General features: G+C 40.8%; 23 protein-coding genes. 16 read left to right on the forward strand and 7 right to left on the reverse strand.

What is annotated here, in order from left to right; all coding sequences use genetic code 11:
- The 3 genes from BT127_RS15045 to BT127_RS15055 all read right to left on the reverse strand — a co-directional run.
- On the reverse strand, positions 1 to 267 hold a 267-nt coding region (locus BT127_RS15045), incomplete at its 3' end, for a hypothetical protein (protein WP_075425787.1).
- A 125-nt stretch (positions 268 to 392) separates the two neighbouring features.
- Positions 393 to 1,766 carry a leucine-rich repeat protein gene (locus BT127_RS15050; protein WP_075425788.1) on the reverse strand — a complete coding sequence of 458 codons (1,374 nt, stop codon included), beginning with the start codon at positions 1,764 to 1,766 and terminating at the stop codon, positions 393 to 395.
- A 262-nt stretch (positions 1,767 to 2,028) separates the two neighbouring features.
- A complete protein-coding gene (locus BT127_RS15055; protein WP_075425789.1) occupies positions 2,029 to 2,256 on the reverse strand; it encodes a hypothetical protein in 228 nt (75 codons plus the stop codon).
- A gap of 522 nt (positions 2,257 to 2,778) precedes the next feature.
- Here BT127_RS15055 and BT127_RS15065 point away from each other — a divergent pair.
- Positions 2,779 to 3,993, forward strand: coding sequence for an IS110 family RNA-guided transposase (locus BT127_RS15065; protein ID WP_075425791.1), 1,215 nt, complete (start codon positions 2,779 to 2,781; stop codon positions 3,991 to 3,993).
- A gap of 287 nt (positions 3,994 to 4,280) precedes the next feature.
- On the opposite strand, the gene BT127_RS15070 is transcribed toward BT127_RS15065, so the two are convergent.
- Both BT127_RS15070 and BT127_RS15075 read right to left on the reverse strand, forming a co-directional pair.
- Entirely contained in the window at positions 4,281 to 4,793 is a 513-nt protein-coding gene (locus BT127_RS15070) for a relaxase/mobilization nuclease domain-containing protein (protein WP_075425792.1), read from the reverse strand.
- Positions 4,781 to 5,053 carry a hypothetical protein gene (locus BT127_RS15075; RefSeq protein ID WP_075425793.1) on the reverse strand — a complete coding sequence of 91 codons (273 nt, stop codon included), beginning with the start codon at positions 5,051 to 5,053 and terminating at the stop codon, positions 4,781 to 4,783. The genes BT127_RS15070 and BT127_RS15075 overlap by 13 nt, the downstream gene beginning before the upstream one ends.
- Positions 5,054 to 5,441: 388 nt before the next feature.
- On the opposite strand from BT127_RS15075, the gene BT127_RS15080 reads away from it, so the two are divergent.
- The 6 genes from BT127_RS15080 (at position 5,442) to BT127_RS15100 (ending at position 9,085) form a co-directional block, all read left to right on the forward strand.
- Positions 5,442 to 5,726, forward strand: coding sequence for a DUF960 domain-containing protein (locus tag BT127_RS15080; RefSeq protein WP_075425794.1), 285 nt, complete (start codon positions 5,442 to 5,444; stop codon positions 5,724 to 5,726).
- 63 nt (positions 5,727 to 5,789) lie between these two features.
- On the forward strand, positions 5,790 to 6,038 hold the full coding sequence (locus tag BT127_RS15085; protein WP_075425795.1) for a hypothetical protein: 249 nt from the start codon (positions 5,790 to 5,792) through the stop codon (positions 6,036 to 6,038).
- Positions 6,039 to 6,095: 57 nt separating this feature from the next.
- Positions 6,096 to 7,193: an amidoligase family protein gene (locus tag BT127_RS15090; protein ID WP_075425796.1), complete on the forward strand. Its 1,098-nt coding sequence runs from the start codon at positions 6,096 to 6,098 to the stop codon at positions 7,191 to 7,193.
- Positions 7,194 to 7,204: 11 nt separating this feature from the next.
- Positions 7,205 to 7,372: a hypothetical protein gene (locus tag BT127_RS16980; RefSeq protein WP_175541985.1), complete on the forward strand. Its 168-nt coding sequence runs from the start codon at positions 7,205 to 7,207 to the stop codon at positions 7,370 to 7,372.
- A gap of 13 nt (positions 7,373 to 7,385) precedes the next feature.
- Entirely contained in the window at positions 7,386 to 8,360 is a 975-nt protein-coding gene (locus BT127_RS15095) for a class II glutamine amidotransferase (protein ID WP_075425797.1), read from the forward strand.
- Positions 8,361 to 8,485: 125 nt separating this feature from the next.
- Entirely contained in the window at positions 8,486 to 9,085 is a 600-nt protein-coding gene (locus tag BT127_RS15100) for a recombinase family protein (protein ID WP_075425798.1), read from the forward strand.
- Between the two features lie 159 nt (positions 9,086 to 9,244).
- On the opposite strand, the gene BT127_RS15105 is transcribed toward BT127_RS15100, so the two are convergent.
- Entirely contained in the window at positions 9,245 to 10,876 is a 1,632-nt protein-coding gene (locus BT127_RS15105) for a hypothetical protein (protein ID WP_075425799.1), read from the reverse strand.
- Between the two features lie 436 nt (positions 10,877 to 11,312).
- Between BT127_RS15105 and BT127_RS15110 the strand changes: the two genes are divergently transcribed.
- The 9 genes from BT127_RS15110 to BT127_RS15150 all read left to right on the forward strand — a co-directional run bounded on the left by BT127_RS15110 (position 11,313) and on the right by BT127_RS15150 (position 18,395).
- Positions 11,313 to 12,674, forward strand: a complete 1,362-nt coding sequence (locus BT127_RS15110) for a DNA primase family protein (RefSeq protein WP_075425800.1) — start codon at positions 11,313 to 11,315, stop codon at positions 12,672 to 12,674.
- 129 nt (positions 12,675 to 12,803) lie between these two features.
- Complete coding sequence (locus BT127_RS15115) at positions 12,804 to 13,151, forward strand: plasmid mobilization protein (protein WP_075425801.1); 348 nt, start codon at positions 12,804 to 12,806, stop codon at positions 13,149 to 13,151.
- Between the two features lie 2 nt (positions 13,152 to 13,153).
- Complete coding sequence (locus BT127_RS15120; protein WP_075425802.1) at positions 13,154 to 14,170, forward strand: relaxase/mobilization nuclease domain-containing protein; 1,017 nt, start codon at positions 13,154 to 13,156, stop codon at positions 14,168 to 14,170.
- Positions 14,171 to 14,274: 104 nt separating this feature from the next.
- A complete protein-coding gene (locus BT127_RS15125) occupies positions 14,275 to 14,502 on the forward strand; it encodes a hypothetical protein (RefSeq protein WP_075425803.1) in 228 nt (75 codons plus the stop codon).
- A gap of 81 nt (positions 14,503 to 14,583) precedes the next feature.
- Positions 14,584 to 15,627: a site-specific integrase gene (locus BT127_RS15130; RefSeq protein ID WP_082335071.1), complete on the forward strand. Its 1,044-nt coding sequence runs from the start codon at positions 14,584 to 14,586 to the stop codon at positions 15,625 to 15,627.
- Between the two features lie 309 nt (positions 15,628 to 15,936).
- Positions 15,937 to 16,488, forward strand: a complete 552-nt coding sequence (fic, locus tag BT127_RS15135; RefSeq protein WP_075425804.1) for a protein adenylyltransferase Fic — start codon at positions 15,937 to 15,939, stop codon at positions 16,486 to 16,488.
- A 20-nt stretch (positions 16,489 to 16,508) separates the two neighbouring features.
- Positions 16,509 to 16,862 (forward strand): hypothetical protein, encoded by a 354-nt coding sequence (locus BT127_RS15140; protein WP_075425805.1) that lies wholly within the window; start codon positions 16,509 to 16,511, stop codon positions 16,860 to 16,862.
- A gap of 112 nt (positions 16,863 to 16,974) precedes the next feature.
- Complete coding sequence (locus tag BT127_RS15145) at positions 16,975 to 17,424, forward strand: DUF4869 domain-containing protein (RefSeq protein WP_075425806.1); 450 nt, start codon at positions 16,975 to 16,977, stop codon at positions 17,422 to 17,424.
- Positions 17,425 to 17,426: 2 nt separating this feature from the next.
- A complete protein-coding gene (locus tag BT127_RS15150; RefSeq protein WP_075425807.1) occupies positions 17,427 to 18,395 on the forward strand; it encodes a hypothetical protein in 969 nt (322 codons plus the stop codon).
- A 438-nt stretch (positions 18,396 to 18,833) separates the two neighbouring features.
- Here the strand turns inward: BT127_RS15150 and rsgA are convergent, their stop codons facing one another.
- Complete coding sequence (gene rsgA, locus BT127_RS15155; RefSeq protein ID WP_075425808.1) at positions 18,834 to 19,871, reverse strand: ribosome small subunit-dependent GTPase A; 1,038 nt, start codon at positions 19,869 to 19,871, stop codon at positions 18,834 to 18,836.
- Positions 19,872 to 19,888 lie beyond the last annotated feature (17 nt).

The following is a 19,888-nucleotide window of genomic DNA, read 5'->3' on the forward strand; positions in this document are numbered from 1 at the left end:
TGCGTCTTTACGAGCAATTATGTATTTGAGCTCGTTGACCTTATCGGTCTTGGAATACTTGCTGTCCTTAGGTGGGCGTCCTTTCTTCCTCAAAGCTATTCCTGCTGCTATCTTGCGTTCTTTCTTATGTTGCCGCTTGATAAATCCTTTCACTTGTTCTTTCGTGAAGCCTAAACGCTGAGCTATATCATTTTGCGTTAACCCTTTTTCTTTCAGTTCACTTATTTCTTTCTCATACTGCTGTATATGTCTGTAACTTCTTGCCATAACAAAACCTCCTATGGTTTCTATTATACCATAGGAGGCTCTTTTTGTCATTGTACGTTTTTTATGGTTCGGTTCAATCTACCACAGGCATTTTTTATATTCCTATTTTAATGGATCTGTGCGTTTTACTTTTTAAGAAAATCCGCAAATGAGTCCTTTCCTCCTGTTGAAAGGTAGGAGTAGTATTGCAGTATCATTGTTGCATCTGAAGCATCGATTTTACCGTCGCCGTTGACGTCTGCGGCTTTCTGCTGGGACTCTGTAAGCTGAATCTTTTCACCTGTTGACAGTAGCGAGTAGTTGACAAGGACGAGTGTAGCATCAGTTGCATCTATTTTGCCGTCGTCGTTAAGGTCGCCGGACTCTGTTGCGGTATTTGTGGGAGCTGCGCCGAGGGATTCAAATGCCAAATCATGCTCTGTGGCGAATTTCTGAGCTGTTGAGCCTTCATAGCCGCAGATAACACCGCTATAGCGATCGGGTGATTCTGAATCAGTCTCAATAATCTGATTCAATTCACAATTAGGATTTAGAATAGTTATTTTCTTTAACTCTATAGGAGTTTCATCGCCCCAATCAATGGATACTTCATGAGGGCCGAAAGCATGATAACCTATATAGCTTACACTTTCGGGAATTGTTACTTCTTTCAATATACATTCAACAAATGCTCTATCTTCAATGCGTTCAACACCATTTTTGATAGTAACATTTCTAAACGAAGAAGAACCAAACATCGAATGATTGATAGATTTTATACTTCCCGGAATTGTTATGTCTTCGACTGGTGAACCCATAAAATTTGGAACACCAAATACATACTCAGCAATTACTTTTACTCCGTCAGGAATAACAACTCTCTTATAAGATTCGTCGCCGTCCTCAACAGTAACAGGAGAAAAATATCCCCAACCGTAACAATAAATCAGACAGTTATTAACGACAACAATCTTATTCGCTTTTATTTTTTCCTCTAACCAAGGTGTTCCGTCAAAAGCACCATCTCCAATTGTTCCTACTCCACCTTCTATGTAAGTATCACGCGAACCTATTGATTCTAAGCTATCAGGAATATTTATCTCTTCTAATCCACTTCCACCAAATGCTGCATAATCAATACTAACTAATCCGTTAGGTAAATTCGCCTTTTTAAGATTTGAACAACGATAAAATGCTGCAGCACCTACATTAATAACTCCCTCATTTATAATGACATTTTTTATATCACTTCTTTTAACAGTAGTGCTGTCATACCAAAGTGCATCGCTAAATTGGTCAATTTGAAGAGGTAATCCATACATCTCTCCCGTACCGCTGATAGTCAGAGTTCCCTCACTGTCCAATTCCCAAGTGAGGTTATCTCCGCATTTACCGCTGTCTACGACATCCACCGCATTAGCTGTAAGCGTGTATTCAGGCATTTCTGCCGCAAAGGGAGCAGCTCCTCCGCAGATAACAGACAGCGCAAGGACTGCCGAAAAGATTTTCCTCATTCTCATTTTTTCATCCTCCTAAAAAATAAAATGATATAATAATTATACATCAAGTAATTCTAAAAATCAATGCAAACTCCCCTATTTCTGTGCCTTGCACAATCAGACAGGTTTGCCGCTGTAAAAACTGCACAGGCAAAATATACCCGGTGTTATATAGCATTGGAATAATACAGGAACGATAGCTTACTACGAAAATATTGAGTTGATGAGCTCGCGTTATTAGCTGCGATCAACGAACTTAGAGAATATTATCTCCGTAAGATTGTTAATCTGCATCCGCCCAATAATCCTTGGCTATGTCAGCAAGATAGTCATCACTGCAGACCACAAAATCAATGAATATCCTTTCGGTCTCATCATCTTTAAAGTTCATCAAACCTCTGAGTGCAGCAGCGATTATCTGCTTCGTATCGCCGCTGAATGAATTATAACGTGCGAACTTCATGAGCAATTCTTTTGTGCGGTTATCCTTTGTACGAATGAATCTGCTCATAAGGATCTGAGTGTAATATACAGGATCCTCTTGCTGAAAAACATAGTAATATATGTCTTCAGCTGACATATTTTCAATAGCACTGTAGGATCCGCAACAAAAGCTGAGACATTTCTCTCCATGTTCTGAATAAGCGTATTAAACTTGTTTTTGACGATATTACAGTAATTCTGCATGATAAAGTCCTCCAATCAGATGTGTATATCTGATTGGCTTCGCCGCACATTTTCGGCTTTTTGTCAATACCTGTTACAATATAATTGACGGGTAAAACCTTGCAAGCCAGTAAGGGTTTACACGTACTTGTTACTTAAGCTATACTGAAAGCAGTAATTGGATTGACGTTCAATACTTTGGGACTAAGCGCCCGCCGAAAAGACTGTCATCCATGCTTTCATTATAGCGTTCGGTTTATGCAGGTTGGACCACAGTACGTGCGTTCGTGTCACCAAACAGATTGAATAGGTAATAAGTAAAGTGTGGTTTGCCCAATTACAATTCAATTCAGGAGATGCTTTTATTATGAACGCAGTAGGTATTGATGTTTCCAAAGGTAAGAGTACAGTTGCTGTACTACGCCCCTTCGGAGAAGTTGTAGCTTCGCCTTTTGATGTTGCTCACACCGGAAGCGAATTAAAGTCATTAGCTGACTTTTTAAAGAAACTTCGCGGTGAGACTAAGGTTGTCATGGAGGCAACAGGAAACTATTATGAACCCATTGCCCGCTACCTCCACGAACAAAATATATTTGTTTCCGTAGTCAATCCTGTGCTTATCAGTGACTTCGGTGGAAACACTTTGAGAAAGCCTAAAACTGATAAGAAGGACTCATTGAAAATTGCCTCCTATGCGTTAAGCTATTGGGGTGACCTGAAGGAATATGTTCCACAGGAAGACTTAAGAAAATCATTGAAACTACTGAACAGACAGTATCTGCAGGCTTCTAAGTTGAAAACAATGATGAATAATAATCTGATATCATTACTTGACCTGACTTTTCCAGGCATCAACAAGTTGTTCACATCTCCTCCAAGAGAATCAGATGGTCATGAAAAGTGGAACGACTTTGTATTAACCTTTCCTCACTGTGATATGATATCAAAGCTCACTATCAAGGCTTTTTCAAAGAAGTACAAGAAGTGGTGTACCGGTAATTCTTATTACTTCACAGAAGCATCGTGCGAGAAAATATATAAATTCTCAAAAGAATGTATCAGCAGCGTTTCTTCAACAGAATCAACTGTGTTTGCTGTTATACAAGCCGCTCGGATGCTCAATTCAGCCACCGAGAATTGTAATGCTATCCAGCTTGAAATGAACCGTGTAGCAGCTCAGCTACCCGAATACGAGACTGTTATGTCCATGTATGGTGTTGGAAAAGCCATGGGACCTCAGTTGATAGCTGAGATTGGAGATCCAAGACGCTTCCATAGCAGAAAAGCAATCACAGCTTACTTCGGTTATGATAGCGAGAATAATGATTCCGGTCAGAAAATATCAAAATCGAATACAATGACAAAGAAAGGTGCAGGTGCTCTGCGAAGAACCTTATTCATCATCATACAGATATTGTTGAAAACAAAGCCTGTCGATAATCCTGTGTACAATTTCCTGATAAAGAAACAATCCGAAGGCAAGCACTACTATTCATACATGAACGCAGCTGCTAACAAATTCCTTCGTATTTACTATGCGAAAGTAAAAGAAGTCTTAACTGCTGCAGATACACCAACGTAAGATGCCTATTCAAGAATTCATTTTTTCAGACTGCCTCGGCAGTCTTTTTGTCGTACTCATTTTTGCCTTGAAAATTTTTTCTATTTTTTCAGTTTAGGTATTGACTTTTATTTGCAGGTCTTTTTGCAAAAATTTACATTATATACATAAAAAAGATGTAAGAGTTTTTGTCTCTTACATCTTTTTCTTAGCTTAATGACATTACCCATAATGGGGAGACTATATTTTTTTTGACTGTTTGAAGGTACATAGTTTTCATTATTATAATATACATTCTGAAAATGAGGTTATTTTGCATTAGGGTATTTGATAATGGGTTTGCAGTAGTTTCCGGTTACATTGCGTATATGCATAGCCAGTTTCTGAAGTTCAGCTATTCCGCTGTGATAGAGTTTTCCATTGTTGTAGTTAACAGTGTTCATGACTATGTGAGCGTGATATAGTGAATTCTTTTGATCCTCCTGATGTACAGCTGTTATCATCTGATAATGGTTCTTGAAAAAGCTCGCTATCCGGTCAGTATAAACACAGGCGGTTTCAGGATCGGTAACTTTGTTCTTATCATAGGAGACAACGAAGTGCATTACAGGATTATCACCGGTTTTCCCGTAATATTCTTTCACTGCGTACATCTGATCATATGTATGATCGGGGTTAGTATCACAAACTCCATAGCCTTTAGTCTGAACAAGAGACTCGCCAGGTTCAAGTTTTTCCTTGTATGTGTAATTAATACAGTGACGGAAATATCCTGCTCCCTCGCCATTGTTTGTTATTCTCTTCTGCGTTAGAATTTCCATAATTTATTAGCCTTCCTTTCAAGAATTTTTGCATCCTTTTCAGAATACTTCATTATTAGTTTCACTGCTTCATTTGCATAGTCCTGGAACTGTGTCACTTTAGCAGGTGAATTGTCTGTGGTACGGTGTTGCAGCCTTTCGTTCATCACAGTATTAGCTTTGATTCCGCGTTTTCTTGCCTCTTGATCAATATCTGCGGATAGAGCCTCAGTCATAAGCACTGTCTTGCGGATAGTTTTCTTTTCTTCTGGTTTTCTCAAACTTATCATCCTTTCGATAAAGATTTTTTCTGTGTGAGCGTAGTGCTCTTGATCATCATATTTTGACGAATGATATGTATCATTCTAACAACATTGGTTCTATTCATATTATAAATATCTTTTATTTGTTTTTTCTATAATAAAATAAAAAAAATACAGGTCGCTTCGCTCCACATTAACATATAGTAATACTTTTTTTACATTTATGGACTAAAATTCGATTATTTTGATTTTTCATATGTATATGATTACTACGTAATCGATTATTTCAAAAAAACTTTTCGCCGTGATTTGGCTATATTTCCGGATTTTTTGATCTTTCATATATATATTATTAATTTGAATACATAGCAAAGGTATTCGAGAATAATGTAAAGGAGGATCAAAAATGTCAGACAATAACCGCTATTTGACCTGCGGAGTTGACAGCACTATACCGCTTGAAATACAGATTTTCTTGTGGGAATGCGTAGAGCGTATGCCAGCTCCGAAGGACTATTTGCAGGTGTTCGATTTAGAGCAGGTTGGCTGTATGCAGTCTATCACGCACCGGAGTGAAGAACCGGAATATAGGAAAGTATACCTGCTCCCATCTGATAGTCCTATCACGGAAAAACTATACATAATCGACGACGGCGACCACAGCACCATGTTGCTTGCAAGTGAATACTGAACATTTATGCCGCTCCTTCGGGAGCGGCTTTTCTGTTATAACTGTTTTCGGGAGGTGATAACTATGGACATACTTGACGAGCTTGCCGAGAAGTTCGCTCTGACGCTGGATTCGCAGCTTTGTAATGATAGCAATTATCTGAAATCAACTGCATTGCTGCATGAGTTTTCAGAAGGTCTGTCAGCTGAGAAGTCTGCGGAGCTTGACGATATTGCAGCAGGTCTGACGTCTGCTTCGTTCAATGCAGGAGTTCGTTCCGGACTGAAACTCGGAGCAAGAATAGCTGTCGGACTTATAGGCAGCGACAAATGAACATAAACACAACAGCCGTCCTTCGGGACGGCTTCACTATTTTATGGAGGTCTAAAAATGGAAGAAAACAAACTTTACTGCTCTCACTGCGGAGCACTTATTGAGGACGATGACTACGAAGAGGTCAATGGAGAAATAGTCTGCACTGATTGTTATGAGCATCACACCACGACTTGCGAAAGATGCGGCAGCACTATCTGGACAGACGATTCATACGGCGATGAATATACAACTCTTTGTCGTCACTGCTATGAAAACCATTACACAAGATGCAGCTGTTGTGATACTCTGCTTCATGAGGACGACGCCTATCACTTGGACGGCTATGACTACTGCTCCGAATGCTACCACGATGAGGTCGATAAATCCCGTAGTATCCATGATTATGGCTATAAGCCTGAACCTATATTTTATGGCAAATCTAAACGGTATTTCGGCGTAGAGCTTGAAATTGACGGAGCAGGCAAAGACTCTGATAACGCTGATGAGATACTTTCAATCGCTAACAAGGAAAATGAGCATATCTACATAAAGGGAGATGGTTCCCTCGATGACGGAATGGAACTGGTGACGCATCCAATGTCTCTTGAATATCACAAGCAATTCCAGTGGGATGAGATAATGAAAAAGGCTATATCACTGGGATATCGTTCTCACCAGACTTCAACCTGCGGACTTCATATACACATCAACAGAGACAGCCTTGGAGAGACACGGGAGGAGCAGGATGAGGTCATCAGCAGAATACTTTACTTCGTGGAGCATCACTGGAACGAACTTCTGAAATTCTCTCGTCGCTCTGAGTACAGCATGAACCGCTGGGCTGCTCGCTATGGATATGAGCATTCACCGAAGGCAATCCTTGACAAAGCCAAGAAAGGAAACAACGGAAGGTATGCAGCTGTCAATCTTATGAACTACGCAACGATAGAGTTCAGAATGTTTCGTGGTACGCTCAAATACAATACCTTTATTGCTGCTCTCCAGTTGGTGAACATGATATGTGATGTGGCAGTATACAGCTCTGACGAGGGTATAGCTAAAATATCTTGGAGCGACTTTGTTGCAGGTATCACGGAACCTGAGCTGATACAGTACCTGAAAGAACGTCAACTCTATGTCAACGATGCAGTCAACACCAGTGATGATATCTGAGGAGGTCAAAAATGAAAAAATATACGATGATTAGAAGGATACGGCGAGCTCCTTCACCGTTTTTGAAAAACAATACTCTGTTTGAAATATTGAAGTATGTTGCCGTAATAGTCGGCAGCTATGCTCTTTCAAAGCTGGAGGAGTTCATAAACAAAGATGAAGATACTATCGAAAAATAAGGAGGAATGAAAAATGTGTTCACTGTTTGGTTGGTTAGATTATCAGGGAATCGTTCCCTACAGGATCAAAAAGAAGCTCACTCAGGCACTTGCAAACGCTGCTGAGGAGAGAGGAACGGACGCTGCCGGTATCAGCTACGTTCATGGCAAGGATGTAGTGATTTTCAAGCGTCCCAAACCGGCACACAAGCTGCATTTCAGCATACCTGAGAGAACTGTGGCGGTCATGGGACATACCCGCATGACCACTCAGGGCGACGAAAAGCACAACTACAACAATCATCCGTTCCCCGGTCTTGCCGGGGACACGGCATTTGCTTTTGCGCACAATGGAGTGCTGTGGAATGACAAAGAGCTGCGGAAAGATAAGCAGCTTCCGGATACTCACATTGAGACTGACAGCTACGTTGCAGTCCAGCTCCTCCAGCAGAGTGATAAGCTGGATTTCAACTCCCTAAAAGAAATGGCTGAGACTGTTGAGGGCAACTTCACTTTCTCCGTTCTGGATCAGAACAACAGTCTTTATATCATCAAGGGTTCAAATCCCATGTGCCTGCTCCATTTCCCTGCATTTGGACTGTACATCTACGCGAGCACCGAGAGCATTATGAAGAACGCACTAAAACGTGTTGGTCTGCACAAGTTTGCCTATGAGCGAGTACAGACTGATGAAGGAGACATACTCCGTATCGACAAGAACGGCGTCATCGAGAGGGCAGAGTTCGAGCCGAGGCTGTTCCGTTCCAGATACGGTGGCTGGCATGACTGGGAAGATGAGATGTTCAGCGTACATGAGGAACTGCTGCTTGCATACTGCGGCTGCTACGGTGTAGATAGTTCTGATGTGGAACTACTGCTCGAATACGGATATACTTGCGATGAAATCGAGGAGATGCTTGCAGACCATGATCTGCTCAACTCAGCGCTCAGGGATGTGAAGTTCATGTGCGGTGAGGATGTCTACGAGAGCTACTGTGGCGCATTCTGAGTCTCAAAAAGTATACTTTATGACACGTCCTTAAATAGGTAAAAAAAGCGTTCCAATAAGTGGTGTTTTGACTTTTGAAACGTTCCGAAAGTCACCACCACTTTTTGGAACAGATTGGAGGTAATATGGATAACAGAGTTTATGGGTATGCCCGTGTATCTACCCGCGAACAGAACGAAGACAGACAGCTTGAAGCACTGATTAAGTTCGGAGTACCAGAACAAAACATAATAATCGACAAAGCTTCTGGCAAAGATACCGAGCGTGAAGGATATCAGTATCTCAAACGTCAGATACTCCGTAAGGGTGACACGCTTGTTATTAAAGAGCTTGACAGGCTCAGCAGAAACAAGTCTGACATCAAACGAGAGCTTGAAGAGTTCAAGACTATGGGAGTCCGTGTGAGGATACTTGACATTCCAACCACACTAACAGATTTTCCGCCGGAGCAAGAGTGGGTTATGGATATGATAAATGCTATTCTTATCGAAGTCCTCGGTGCTATCGCAGAAAACGAACGTAAGAAAATACGAGCTCGACAGCGTGAGGGCATTGAAGCAGCTAAAAAGAAAAACGTCCGCTTCGGACGTCCGTCTAAACCTTTGCCTGATAACTGGCGCGAGGTACTGGCGGAAGTTCGCTGCGGGAACAAAAAGCCTGTAGAAGCTATGCGGGAGCTTGGGATCTCCAGGTCATGCTACTACAGGCTTGTCAATAAAATGTAAGAGTTATAAGGTCCGCCCCATAAAGGGGCAGATCGAAAAATCTTTTGTGTGAAAAAAGTGGTAAAAGTGGTAGGCTTGTTTCGCAAACGAATGATAGCTTATTTTCAGATTAGAGTTTCGATTTGAAAGATTAATCATAATACTCAATTAATTATAGCATCAATCTCTATTTACTACATTCCTTAAAGCAGCACAATAATCGGTTATACTCGTTTGCATAAATTTATATATATTTTGCTCTCCTTTATCAACACTTTGCTCATGTCCTTCAATATAATAGTCCAAGTTAAATCCTTTATTAGTAGACCAAGTGAAGCTTTTGTATTTATCTCTGAGCTTGATTAAACTATCAATATTGAATTCTGTAAGTAAGTTTGAAAGAGTACTGGTATGTTTTAAAATTGCAGTTTTAGAAATAAACCCTTCTATCTCATGAAATATAGATGATTTGTTCTCACAGCCATCTTTAATTAAAGATGTAATTATACATATATAATCCCTTATTGAATCCTCAATACCGCAATAGATATATCTACTTGTTTTCTGTGTGTCAAGTTTATTATCTATACAGAATTCCCATACCGTAGAAATCTCGTTTTCGTTGCATAAAGAGGATAATGCCTTTTTAAACCCAGTACAATCAGATATTTTTTGAGATAAAATAGTTTTGATATCGATTGTTAAAAATTTTCTGCAAACATCTTCTATATTAGCAAGCGTTTCCATGTAATACAGAGCAATCTCTTCTGTGCATTTTATCCTCATTTGTTCAATTGCTTTCTCTCTAAGAGTGCGCTCTAAATCAATAGGTGACGTACATTCCGGATATTTTTCATCAATGATAGTATCATTCAGCTTGGTCATAAAATAGAAATACCGAGGAATAAAATTTAAATTCGGAATTTTGACATTTAAATGTAGTCTGTATTCCTTGGCAAAATTCACAGTTTTGTTGATGCAATATTCTTGTTTAGTATTGTAATAATAAGGACTTACGAAATTTTTATATTCTAAAGCATTCTTGTTTATAAATCTTGCTGTTAGTTCTTCAAATGAATACTGTAATTGCTCCGAATAGTTGAAACAATCATCAAATAAACCATTCAAATTACTCAGATCTTTATATAATACCAACTTTTCTACATAAGCATAGTAGTATATTGATGGTACAGATTTAAATACATAAAACATACTTGGTAGCCATGAACACACACAAAGTCCATAATCACATTCGTTCTTAGAATAATCTGAATCATATATCTTCTCTATTTCGGAAGCTTTGATATCAACATAAAGTTTTTCAAAAAAATCTTCTGTGTTGAAATCATTCCTTATACAATCTATCGCCTTGTTATATTCTATGGATATATCGTCGTAATCTGTAGCGCTTTTTCCATCATCATTTTCAGTATTACAGTAAATCGCAGGCAGTATATGCTCCAGTATAGCTTTGCACATACGCTTCCCTAATAGATATCTCTCTGTCAAATTAACAACCTCAGGGATATATACTCCTAACCCTCTGAAGTATTTGATTGTATTGTTCATTATCTCTTTCTTAGATAGATTGAATGTCATTCCTTTATCCTTGTCTTCAAAATTAACATTTTCACAATTGAAAGTAACATTGAAAATCATTCTGAATTTCGACATTGATTTTAGAGAGTAACATGTTACCTTTGTTCCGTTATCGTTAATCCTAATCTTGTTTGCAATAATATTAACATTTTTGTTACCGAATACTCCCTTCAGCAAGTTTTCTAAAATATCTATTCGCAAGGTTTTCGACATACTATACCTCCTGTTTTATGATTTCTCCAATATAATTAGAGAGGCATTCTCCAACAATTTTAGAGATTTGTAAAATATATTGACTTTAGATTTCAGATGTAGTATATTATATCTGTCGACAGGAATTCACGCGTGACAATATGCCCGCAAGGACACTTCATTCTATGCTGATGAATTGTTTTATCACGGCATCCAAGAACAAATGAGAAAAATTTTAAGGAGGATGAGGCATTATGAATAGACACTCAACTGCGTCGACACCGGCGCAGAATCCCAGTCAGGTATTCACTCCTGACTCACAATATCGCAAATGCCTATCGTTAAAGAGGTATCGTTATAAAAAAGATTTTTATAACAAATCCACACATCCACACACTTTAGGTCGGATCATCTTGATTATAATAAGAACGTTCTCTCCTTCCATGAAAGGAGTTTTATGAGAAATGAAACGATCCTTGATTGGCTGAAAAATCAACCTCCGATCCACATTCCGGATCACAAGCAGGAGGTATGTGTCCTGTACCAGAAGCTTATCGAGAGGAAATCTATGGTATTTAGCAATGGTGCTCCCTACATATGGACTGGCACATACTATCGGTGTGTTGTTGATCAGGACATAGCAATGATCATCACAAACCTTGTGTGTGCAGAAGATCGTGTGGAGTTAAGCCCGAGCACACCGAAGACTGTTTACCAGAAGCTTTGCGTCGATGATCGCCTTCAGGTCGATATCGATGGCGAGGCCGAGAAAAACAGAATGTACATCAACACCACAACTGGAGTTTTTGACATCGCAAATCAGGTGCTCATACCTCATGACGGTACAAGAAAGTTCAACTATGAGTTGGACTTCGAGTACGTCAAGGGAGCAACTATTGACAAAGCACCTGTATTCAGGGACTTTGTTGAGAGTAGCCTGGGGCTTGATAAGCTAAAGTTTCTGTTGCAAATAATAGGATATTGCTGCTCTTCTCTTGTCGGGGCTCGTGCTGCAATCGAGCTTATAGGACCTGGAAAGCGCGGAAAATCGGTGATAATTTCCTTCCTGGAAAGTGTTGTCGATGAATGTCTGCGTTCAAGCCTATCGTTCAGCGATATAGGCAAGAGGGAGTACGTCGTTAAGCTGATTGGCAAGATTCTGAACACCTGTTCGGACAACGATCCAGCACCGATGAAGAATGAGAGCCTATACAAACGAATCACTGCATCTGAGATAATTATCGCGCGTGATCTGTACAAGTCAGCAGTGTCGTTCAGACCTACGGCTACATTGATCTTCGCATCAAACCATGATCTCGCTTTCGCTCACCCTGATGATGAGCTGTGGGATCGTGTTATCCCGCTGATCTTCTCTAAGGCTATCCCAGAAGAAAAGCGTGATCCTGAGCTGCTCAAAAAACTGATTGGCGAAAAAAATGTGATCATGTCTCTCGCAGTAGATACCCTACGCGATTTGGTTAAGAGCGGATACAAATTTGATCTCCCGGACGATGGCAAAGAGTATCTTGAACGCCGCAGGGCAGAACTGCACCCAGAGCGTGCGTTTCTTGAGAGGTATACCGTTCTGGATCCAAAAGGCGAAATATCATCGCGCAAGCTTTGGGAAGATTTCAATCAGTATTGTACTGATAACACTATCCAGCCAATTGGACAGAAAAAGTTTCTTGCTCAGGTCGAGGCTTACGCTGACGGCATCATCAAGACAACTATAGGACCGGCACACAAACGCTATAATGGCTTCAAAGGCCTGCGCTACAAGAACGCAAAGGACTTTGAGGGCGACGATGAGGAGGTGTGAGTAATAATGCACATCGACTCTATCTCTCGTAGTCCACCGTGTAATGATATCAACTATTCAATCATTATGTTCACAACAAGATTAGGTTTCAGCATTACCTGTCTATATTATAAATGGAGGAAGATAAAAATGTCAAGCAACGAAAGAAAGTCTTTACCTATTCAGGTGAAGGTAACTCCTAATGCTAAGGAGAAGATAGGTCAACGTGCAAAAGCTGCTGACCTTAACATCAGCGAGTACATTCGCGTTGCTGCTATATCCGATGAGAAGGTGGTATTTCTGAACGGAAGCGGCAGCATTGCGAGATCGCTTGCCGAGATCAATATCAACTTAGACCGTGCTCTGCGCGACCGTGAGATCACGACCGAGTTGGAGGAAGCTCTCCTTGAGAAGTTTGGAGATATATATAATATATTTTACGAAATTCTCGACAAGCTCTCCGACATAAACCACATCGAAGAAATTCTGGAGGTGTGATTATGTCAATATATAAAAAAATCAATGACTCAAAGAATGATAAGGACGCTTTCGAGCGTATCATAGCGTACGTCACGAAGAAACCTTACACAGTCTGGGCAACGGATGTCGGAGCAATTGGTTGCAGAAAGGAGGATGCATTGCAGGATATGACTGCTGTAAAGCAGTCATTCCACAAAAATAGTGGCCGTCAGTACGATCATGCTGTACTCTCGATAACACCGGACTTTCCTACACTAAAGGATTCGGACTATATGGAAATAGGCAGACGTATTGCTTCTCACTGTGTAGGCCATCAGTGCGTTTATGCCCTGCACAAGGACACTCGCACAAGACATCTTCACTTTGTCTGGAACACTATCAGCTATAAGGACGGAAAGCGTTTCAGTCAGGGACCGCCTGGTCTCAATCAGGAAAAGATATATATTAACAAGGTGCTTGAAGAATACGATTTGGATCCTATACGTTCAAGCCCGAATGAAATGGTAGACACTGGCTATCATGACATCAGATGCCCTGCACGTTTTCTCGAAGTGCATAACGATACACCTGATGACAGAAATATGTTTCTGGCACCACCGCCACAGACAGAAAATGATAATGATAGCGGATGCGTATTGAGCTGGAGCCCTGTTCATACTGCATGGTTTGAAAATAACGGAGGTGATTTTATGTATAACAACAACTATGCTCCGGCAGAAATGCCGCAGACAACTCCTGCTGTAACACAGACTGCAAGTATTACCGCAGGCAACACCACAAGCGGTAACGGCTTGAACCTTGTGAACATCAACAATATTCAGCTTGAAAGCATGAACGATTTGAGTCAGGCAACGTCAGACTTAGGTGATGCTTTCAACAGCGCAGCTTGTGCAGGAGCAACAGCTCTTGCAGCTATGCGCCACAACGGTATTAACGAGGGCGTTACAGTAACCACTATCAACAACTTTACTGTTGGCGGGAACTCAGAGCCGGAAAGCGATCTGTTGAACATCATAGACGTACAGTACAAGGAGTAAACGAAGCACTCTACAGACAGGCGCCCTTCGGGGCGCTACTATCTACACACATTATACAACTCTAAACTGATGCTGTCAAGGATTATAAAAGGAAGGTGAAAACTATGAAAACCAAGGCAAAAACGTATACATTCTATATGGTGATCTGGAGCAATATCCGCCGTTATCAATATCTCAACAGTCTTTCTGATGAGGCGCTTGCAAAGACGATGGAGCTATCAACAAGAACACTGTATAACTACGACCACGATCCGTCAATGCTCACGCTGAAGCGCGTTCAGCTCTTTATAGAGCACTCCGGACTGGACATCGAGGCACTCATCAGTGCTTGATCAAACAAGAATTACGATAGAGGGCGCAGACATGGCTAAAGCCGTAGATGCGTCCTCTAATGATATACGGAGGAATTTAATATGCCTAAACGAAAAATGCCGGAAGCTCATCAGTTGAAGTCCGGAAGCTGGAACGCTCAGGTGTTCGTCGGTCTGGACGAGAACGACAAAAAGATACGCGAGTCCTTTACAGCGCCTACTAAGTGGGAGGCGGAAAAGATGGCAGCCGAGTACATTGTCAACGGCATGAAGCGTAAAGCCGGATTAACCGTTGCAGATGCAGTGGACGGCTATATAGCTGCAAAGCAGAATGTCCTTGTACCCTCAACGGTTCGGAGTTACGGAATTCTTCGCCGGAACAGATTGCAGAGCATTATGAAACTCGATGTTCGAGCAGTCAACAGCTATACGATGCAGCAGGCTATAAACGAGGATGCGGTCAAGGTTGGTGCTAAAATTATCAAAGAAGGTGTTCATCTGGTATGTGCAGCATTGAAATTATACGATATAGCTCCTGTCCTGAACGTTACATATCCGGCGAGAAAGCCCAAACTAAAAGAACTCCCAACAGCGGAGCAGGTAATGAACATGGTCCGTGGCACTGATGTAGAACTCCCCTGCCTGCTTGCAATGTGGCTGTCTCTGCGTATGAGCGAAGTAAGAGGCCTTCAGTTCCGTGACCTCAATGGTAATGTTCTCACAGTCTGCCGCAGTAATATCTATTTCGACGGCAGTAACAATGTCCGTGATATGAATAAGACCTACAAATCGACAAGAAAGCTGACTATACCTGACTACATAAAGGACCTGATTGAGGCTGTCCCTCATAAGAAAGAGGACGAATTTATCGTTCAGATGGAGTATCAGCCGCTTCGCAATAAGTTCTATAAACTGCTTGAAGAACGGAGGTATCACATGGCATTCCACGACCTACGTCACTTATCAGCAAGCGTTATGTTGATGCTCAATATACCAGATAAGTACGCTATGGAACGCGGCGGCTGGTCTACTAACTCCACTCTGAAATCAGTGTATCAGCACACGTTCTCAGAGGAGCGCAAGCAGGTCGATAAAAAGATAGACGACTACTTCAACAGCCTGCTTGAAGGTTCGGATAAGAAATAACTCATATACATAATCGAGCCGGCAGTAACGCCGGCTCTTTTTTTGTAATTATATGATTATATGTTGACGATATCTTCAACGCTTATAAGCTATATTGAATTTGCTCACCTCGTTTATCAAATCTTGATTTAGTAAATCGTGATTTGATATTATTATACTATTATTGTTGGCAAAAGTCAAGGAGATAATGCAAATATATCGTAAATGAATGTGAGCTTGAGTATACTGTGCATAGTCGTTTTTCATTTGACTAACAGCCTTATTCGTGATATAATATATACAAGATCAACATAGCAGGGAGGCGTGAGTATGAATCAGAACGAAATAGATGCTAAGAGCCTTGAAAACGCCAAGCAGTTATTTGTATCAGGCGATATAGATCGTATAGAAGTAGGTACTGTCAAAGGCTTACAGGATATCCACAAGGCTCTGTTTGACGGACTTTATGAATTTGCAGGAGAGATACGCACCAAAAATATAGCGAAGGGCGGCTTCAGATTTGCAAACTCACTTTATCTGAAAGAAGTGCTTGCAGCTGTTGAAAAAATGCCGGAAAGCACATTTGAGGAAATAATCGCTAAGTACGTCGAGATGAATGTTGCTCACCCGTTCATGGAGGGTAACGGCAGAAGCACCCGGATATGGCTCGATATGATACTGAAAAAGAATCTTGGTATGGTTGTTGAGTGGGCAAATATTGATAAGGAGCAGTATTTGCAGGCTATGGAGCGTAGTCCAATCAATGATCTGGAGCTCCGCTTCCTGATACAGCCAAACCTTACGGATAAAGTTGACGACCGAGAAGTTATCTTCAAAGGAATTGAACAGTCGTATTATTATGAAGGGTATGAGAAATCTTGACCTCAAATAAGGGAGGACGTATGGATTACAAGATAATGCACAAGGACAAAGTAGTTGCCCTTGTGAGTGGAAATAGAATCACTGAAATTATTATCAAATCCTTATGTCCTGTTTGCTTATTAGCAAATGAGTCTACTGATTTTTGGCTTGCGAATCGGAGTATTGATACTCGGCGTTCACATTCAAGGAAGCTGTTCAAGGCTCTGCGTCTTAGAACGCCTGATGATATAGAGCAGGTAATTGATATAGGTCACGGAATTTCCATAACCGACAACTGGTGGATTCAGAAGGCTTTCCATGATGTAAGCCCTAATTATGATCTGATAAAGAATTACATCATAGGGACTTATGATTATTTAGCTTCTGCACTCTGAGAACAAGTATCGATTATTCCAACTTTACTTTTCGCTTAATAGATTACAACTTGCAAACCTGATGATTATAGGTTATAATAGTTACATAGAAAAACTAAGAAGAGGTATGTTTATGCTGAAAATAGTTTTTGGAGATATTGAGAATTCGATATATCATCCTCCGACGTACTTTGATAATACTTATGAAGATGAGTGGATAACCGATCCGCTCTCTGTAAAAATGATAAAAGACATCGACAAATCTGACGTTATCAGCGCAAGAGCAATTGACAGTCCCGTACTGGGTTCGATTTCTGTCAAGGAACTGTCAGGCGGTGTGAAAACTCTCATACTTATGCAGTTCGATAAATCAGGCAAGATATTCAACGCCTCTGCCTGCGGTGACAACTGCGCTAAGTGGATCTATGAGATAAGCAAGCATAAAGACCTGACTATTGATCTTCATCATGTTATGGATTTCAGTGATTGCGAAGGATTCAGCGCATATATCGTAAATACAGATAAGCAGGTAGGCAGTTATAAAGAGTACCTTGACGAAGCGCTCAGGATAGAGGAAAGATAACTATGAAGGGAAAATATCATATTATCGTTCAGAACAGCCGTGTGAAGTTTGAGTTCGATATTAAGCGTAATATTACCATTGTTCGCGGCGATAGTGCTACAGGCAAAACTACACTTGTATCTCTTATTGATACTTATGACAGACTTGGTGCTGATTCGGGTGTTGAAGTGTACTGTTCAAGAAGATGCCTGACTGTCAATAACTCTAACTGGGAATCCGTTCTTAACAGCGTCAGTGAATGTATTGTTTTCATCGACGAGGAAAACACCGTTATCAAATCCGATGACTTTGCAAGGAAAATCAAGGATACCAATAACTACTATGTTATCATTACAAGAGAGAATCTTCCGAATCTCCCATATTCTGTTGAAGAAATATACGGCATTCATACATCAGGCAAGTATGCAGATATGCGGAGAACCTACAACTCCTTTTATCAGCTTTATACTGTCAATGAGCAGAATATAGCTGATAAGGCAGAAACTGTTATTGTTGAGGATTCAAACTCAGGATATGATTTCTTCAATGCCGTTGCAGCTGACGATATCAACTGCATCAGCGCAGGCGGAAAGACTAAGATAAAACGTACCGTTATGGATAATGAGGGAAAGCATCTGCTTGTTATCGCTGACGGAGCCGCTTTCGGTTCTGAGATGGGCGAGTTATTCCTGTATATGCAGAAGCATCCGGAAGTCAGCCTGTATTTACCGGAATCCTTTGAATGGCTGATCTTGAAGTCAGGTCTCATAGACGGCAACAGGATAGCTGATATCTTGCAGCATACCGAGGATTTTCTCGAAAGTTCAGAGCATTTCAGCTGGGAGCGCTTTTATACAAAGCTGCTCATATCCGAGACGGAAGGAACATATTTGCAGTATTCAAAGCAGAAGCTCAATGATGTTTATCTGAATCCTAATGAAAAAGAAGCTATTATTAAAGCCGCAGAAATCATCAGAAAAAATATAGAATAATTATTGGCATCTGAGAAGACTTGACCTCACATAATGAAGTCTTATAATTATTTAACTTCAGTACTCTGATGACAATTATTGAATTATTACAGCTATATCGGAACAACTTTTCACTGTCAAAAAGCTATTCCATATGATTTATTCCATACGCAAAAAATATTTGGCTATAAACAGGTGAAAACGGCGTGTTTCAAACATTCGAATCCCTCTCTGTCCGCCAGAATTAAAAAGCCTGTATTTCGAGGAAAACACCGAAATACAGGCTTTTCTGTTACCTACAGAAAACAGTTTCAACTGCTTTTTTGCAGTTGCGTGTGAAAAAAAAACAGGCGTTTTTCACACGTTTTCACACGAAATTCACACGACGATAGGTGGTATAAACGTTATTAAAGAAGCCAGCTCCCGTTAGGGAGCTGTTGTTCTTATATAGCGTTCATCTTACTTTTTATGGCTAGCTTTATTGTACTTGGCTATCTTTTTGAATTTTTCCTCTTTTGCTGCCAGATATCCTTCGGCATCTTCAGAATAAGCGTTTTCAATTTTCAGCTTTTCATAAGATGACAGCCGCTCCTCTGAAAGTTCACCATTTTTGATAGCAGCCTGTACTGCACATCCGGGTTCAGATTTGTGAGTACAGTTCTTGAAACGGCACTTTGCTGAAAGTTCCTCGATATCTTCAAATGCAGCCGAAAGTCCTTCACTGCTGTCCCACATTCCCATTTCACGCATACCAGGCGTATCAATGACCATAGTGCCGCTTGGAAGCATAAGCAGTTCACGGTGAGTAGTGGTATGTCTGCCCTTGTCATCGTTACGCAGTCCGTTCGTATCAAGCCTGTCATCTCCCAGAAGGTGATTGATAAGCGTTGATTTGCCGACACCTGAGGAACCTACAAAAGCAAGTGTCTTTCCTACTTTCAGATATGGCGTGATCTGGCTGTAACCGTCAGGTTCAGCGACTGATGTCGTAATTATATCAACTCCGACTGCAACGCTTTCTATCTGAGCGATCTTTGCATCAACTTCATCGCAAAGGTCAGTCTTCGTCAACAGTACAACAGGAACAGCACCGCTGTCCCATGCGGCAGTCATATATCTTTCGATACGTCTTATGTTGAAATCGTTATTGAGTGACATACACAGAAATACTGTATCTATATTTGCGGCAACGACCTGTTCAGTGTTTGACTTTCCAGCAGCTTTACGGATAAATACGCATGTTCTTGGAAGAACATTATGTATCACAGCCCTGTCGCCGCCGGTTATATCAGCCATAACATAATCGCCTACGGCAGGGAAATCAGATACAGTTTTGACGTCGTATCTGAATTTGCCCGATACCTGTGCCTGCATCATCCCGTCTTTATGTATGACATGGTAAAGCTCTTTTTCCTGCAAAACTACACGGCATACTGTAAGGTCTGGATATTCTGCGCTATACGCCTCATATACAGGCGGTAAGTTCTCTAATTTCATTTGTCTCTCCTATCTGT

This window comes from Ruminococcus sp. XPD3002, assembly GCA_900119535.1.
Lineage (GTDB): Bacteria > Bacillota > Clostridia > Oscillospirales > Ruminococcaceae > Ruminococcus > Ruminococcus flavefaciens_H.

Excerpts from the sequence above, each read along its gene's own strand:
- BT127_RS15090 (WP_075425796.1), top strand. The coding sequence starts at position 6,096 with ATGGAAGAAAACAAACTTTACTGCTCTCACTGCGGAGCACTTATTGAG.
- BT127_RS15100 (WP_075425798.1), top strand. The coding sequence starts at position 8,486 with ATGGATAACAGAGTTTATGGGTATGCCCGTGTATCTACCCGCGAACAG.
- BT127_RS16980 (WP_175541985.1), top strand. The coding sequence starts at position 7,205 with ATGAAAAAATATACGATGATTAGAAGGATACGGCGAGCTCCTTCACCG.
- BT127_RS15150 (WP_075425807.1), top strand. The coding sequence starts at position 17,427 with ATGAAGGGAAAATATCATATTATCGTTCAGAACAGCCGTGTGAAGTTT.
- BT127_RS15120 (WP_075425802.1), top strand. The coding sequence starts at position 13,154 with ATGTCAATATATAAAAAAATCAATGACTCAAAGAATGATAAGGACGCT.
- fic (WP_075425804.1), top strand. The coding sequence starts at position 15,937 with ATGAATCAGAACGAAATAGATGCTAAGAGCCTTGAAAACGCCAAGCAG.
- BT127_RS15050 (WP_075425788.1), bottom strand. The coding sequence starts at position 1,766 with ATGAGAATGAGGAAAATCTTTTCGGCAGTCCTTGCGCTGTCTGTTATC.
- BT127_RS15145 (WP_075425806.1), top strand. The coding sequence starts at position 16,975 with ATGCTGAAAATAGTTTTTGGAGATATTGAGAATTCGATATATCATCCT.
- BT127_RS15080 (WP_075425794.1), top strand. The coding sequence starts at position 5,442 with ATGTCAGACAATAACCGCTATTTGACCTGCGGAGTTGACAGCACTATA.
- BT127_RS15095 (WP_075425797.1), top strand. The coding sequence starts at position 7,386 with ATGTGTTCACTGTTTGGTTGGTTAGATTATCAGGGAATCGTTCCCTAC.
- BT127_RS15085 (WP_075425795.1), top strand. The coding sequence starts at position 5,790 with ATGGACATACTTGACGAGCTTGCCGAGAAGTTCGCTCTGACGCTGGAT.
- BT127_RS15115 (WP_075425801.1), top strand. The coding sequence starts at position 12,804 with ATGTCAAGCAACGAAAGAAAGTCTTTACCTATTCAGGTGAAGGTAACT.
- BT127_RS15055 (WP_075425789.1), bottom strand. The coding sequence starts at position 2,256 with ATGAGCAGATTCATTCGTACAAAGGATAACCGCACAAAAGAATTGCTC.
- rsgA (WP_075425808.1), bottom strand. The coding sequence starts at position 19,871 with ATGAAATTAGAGAACTTACCGCCTGTATATGAGGCGTATAGCGCAGAA.
- BT127_RS15110 (WP_075425800.1), top strand. The coding sequence starts at position 11,313 with ATGAGAAATGAAACGATCCTTGATTGGCTGAAAAATCAACCTCCGATC.
- BT127_RS15070 (WP_075425792.1), bottom strand. The coding sequence starts at position 4,793 with ATGGAAATTCTAACGCAGAAGAGAATAACAAACAATGGCGAGGGAGCA.
- BT127_RS15105 (WP_075425799.1), bottom strand. The coding sequence starts at position 10,876 with ATGTCGAAAACCTTGCGAATAGATATTTTAGAAAACTTGCTGAAGGGA.
- BT127_RS15125 (WP_075425803.1), top strand. The coding sequence starts at position 14,275 with ATGAAAACCAAGGCAAAAACGTATACATTCTATATGGTGATCTGGAGC.
- BT127_RS15140 (WP_075425805.1), top strand. The coding sequence starts at position 16,509 with ATGGATTACAAGATAATGCACAAGGACAAAGTAGTTGCCCTTGTGAGT.
- BT127_RS15130 (WP_082335071.1), top strand. The coding sequence starts at position 14,584 with ATGCCTAAACGAAAAATGCCGGAAGCTCATCAGTTGAAGTCCGGAAGC.
- BT127_RS15065 (WP_075425791.1), top strand. The coding sequence starts at position 2,779 with ATGAACGCAGTAGGTATTGATGTTTCCAAAGGTAAGAGTACAGTTGCT.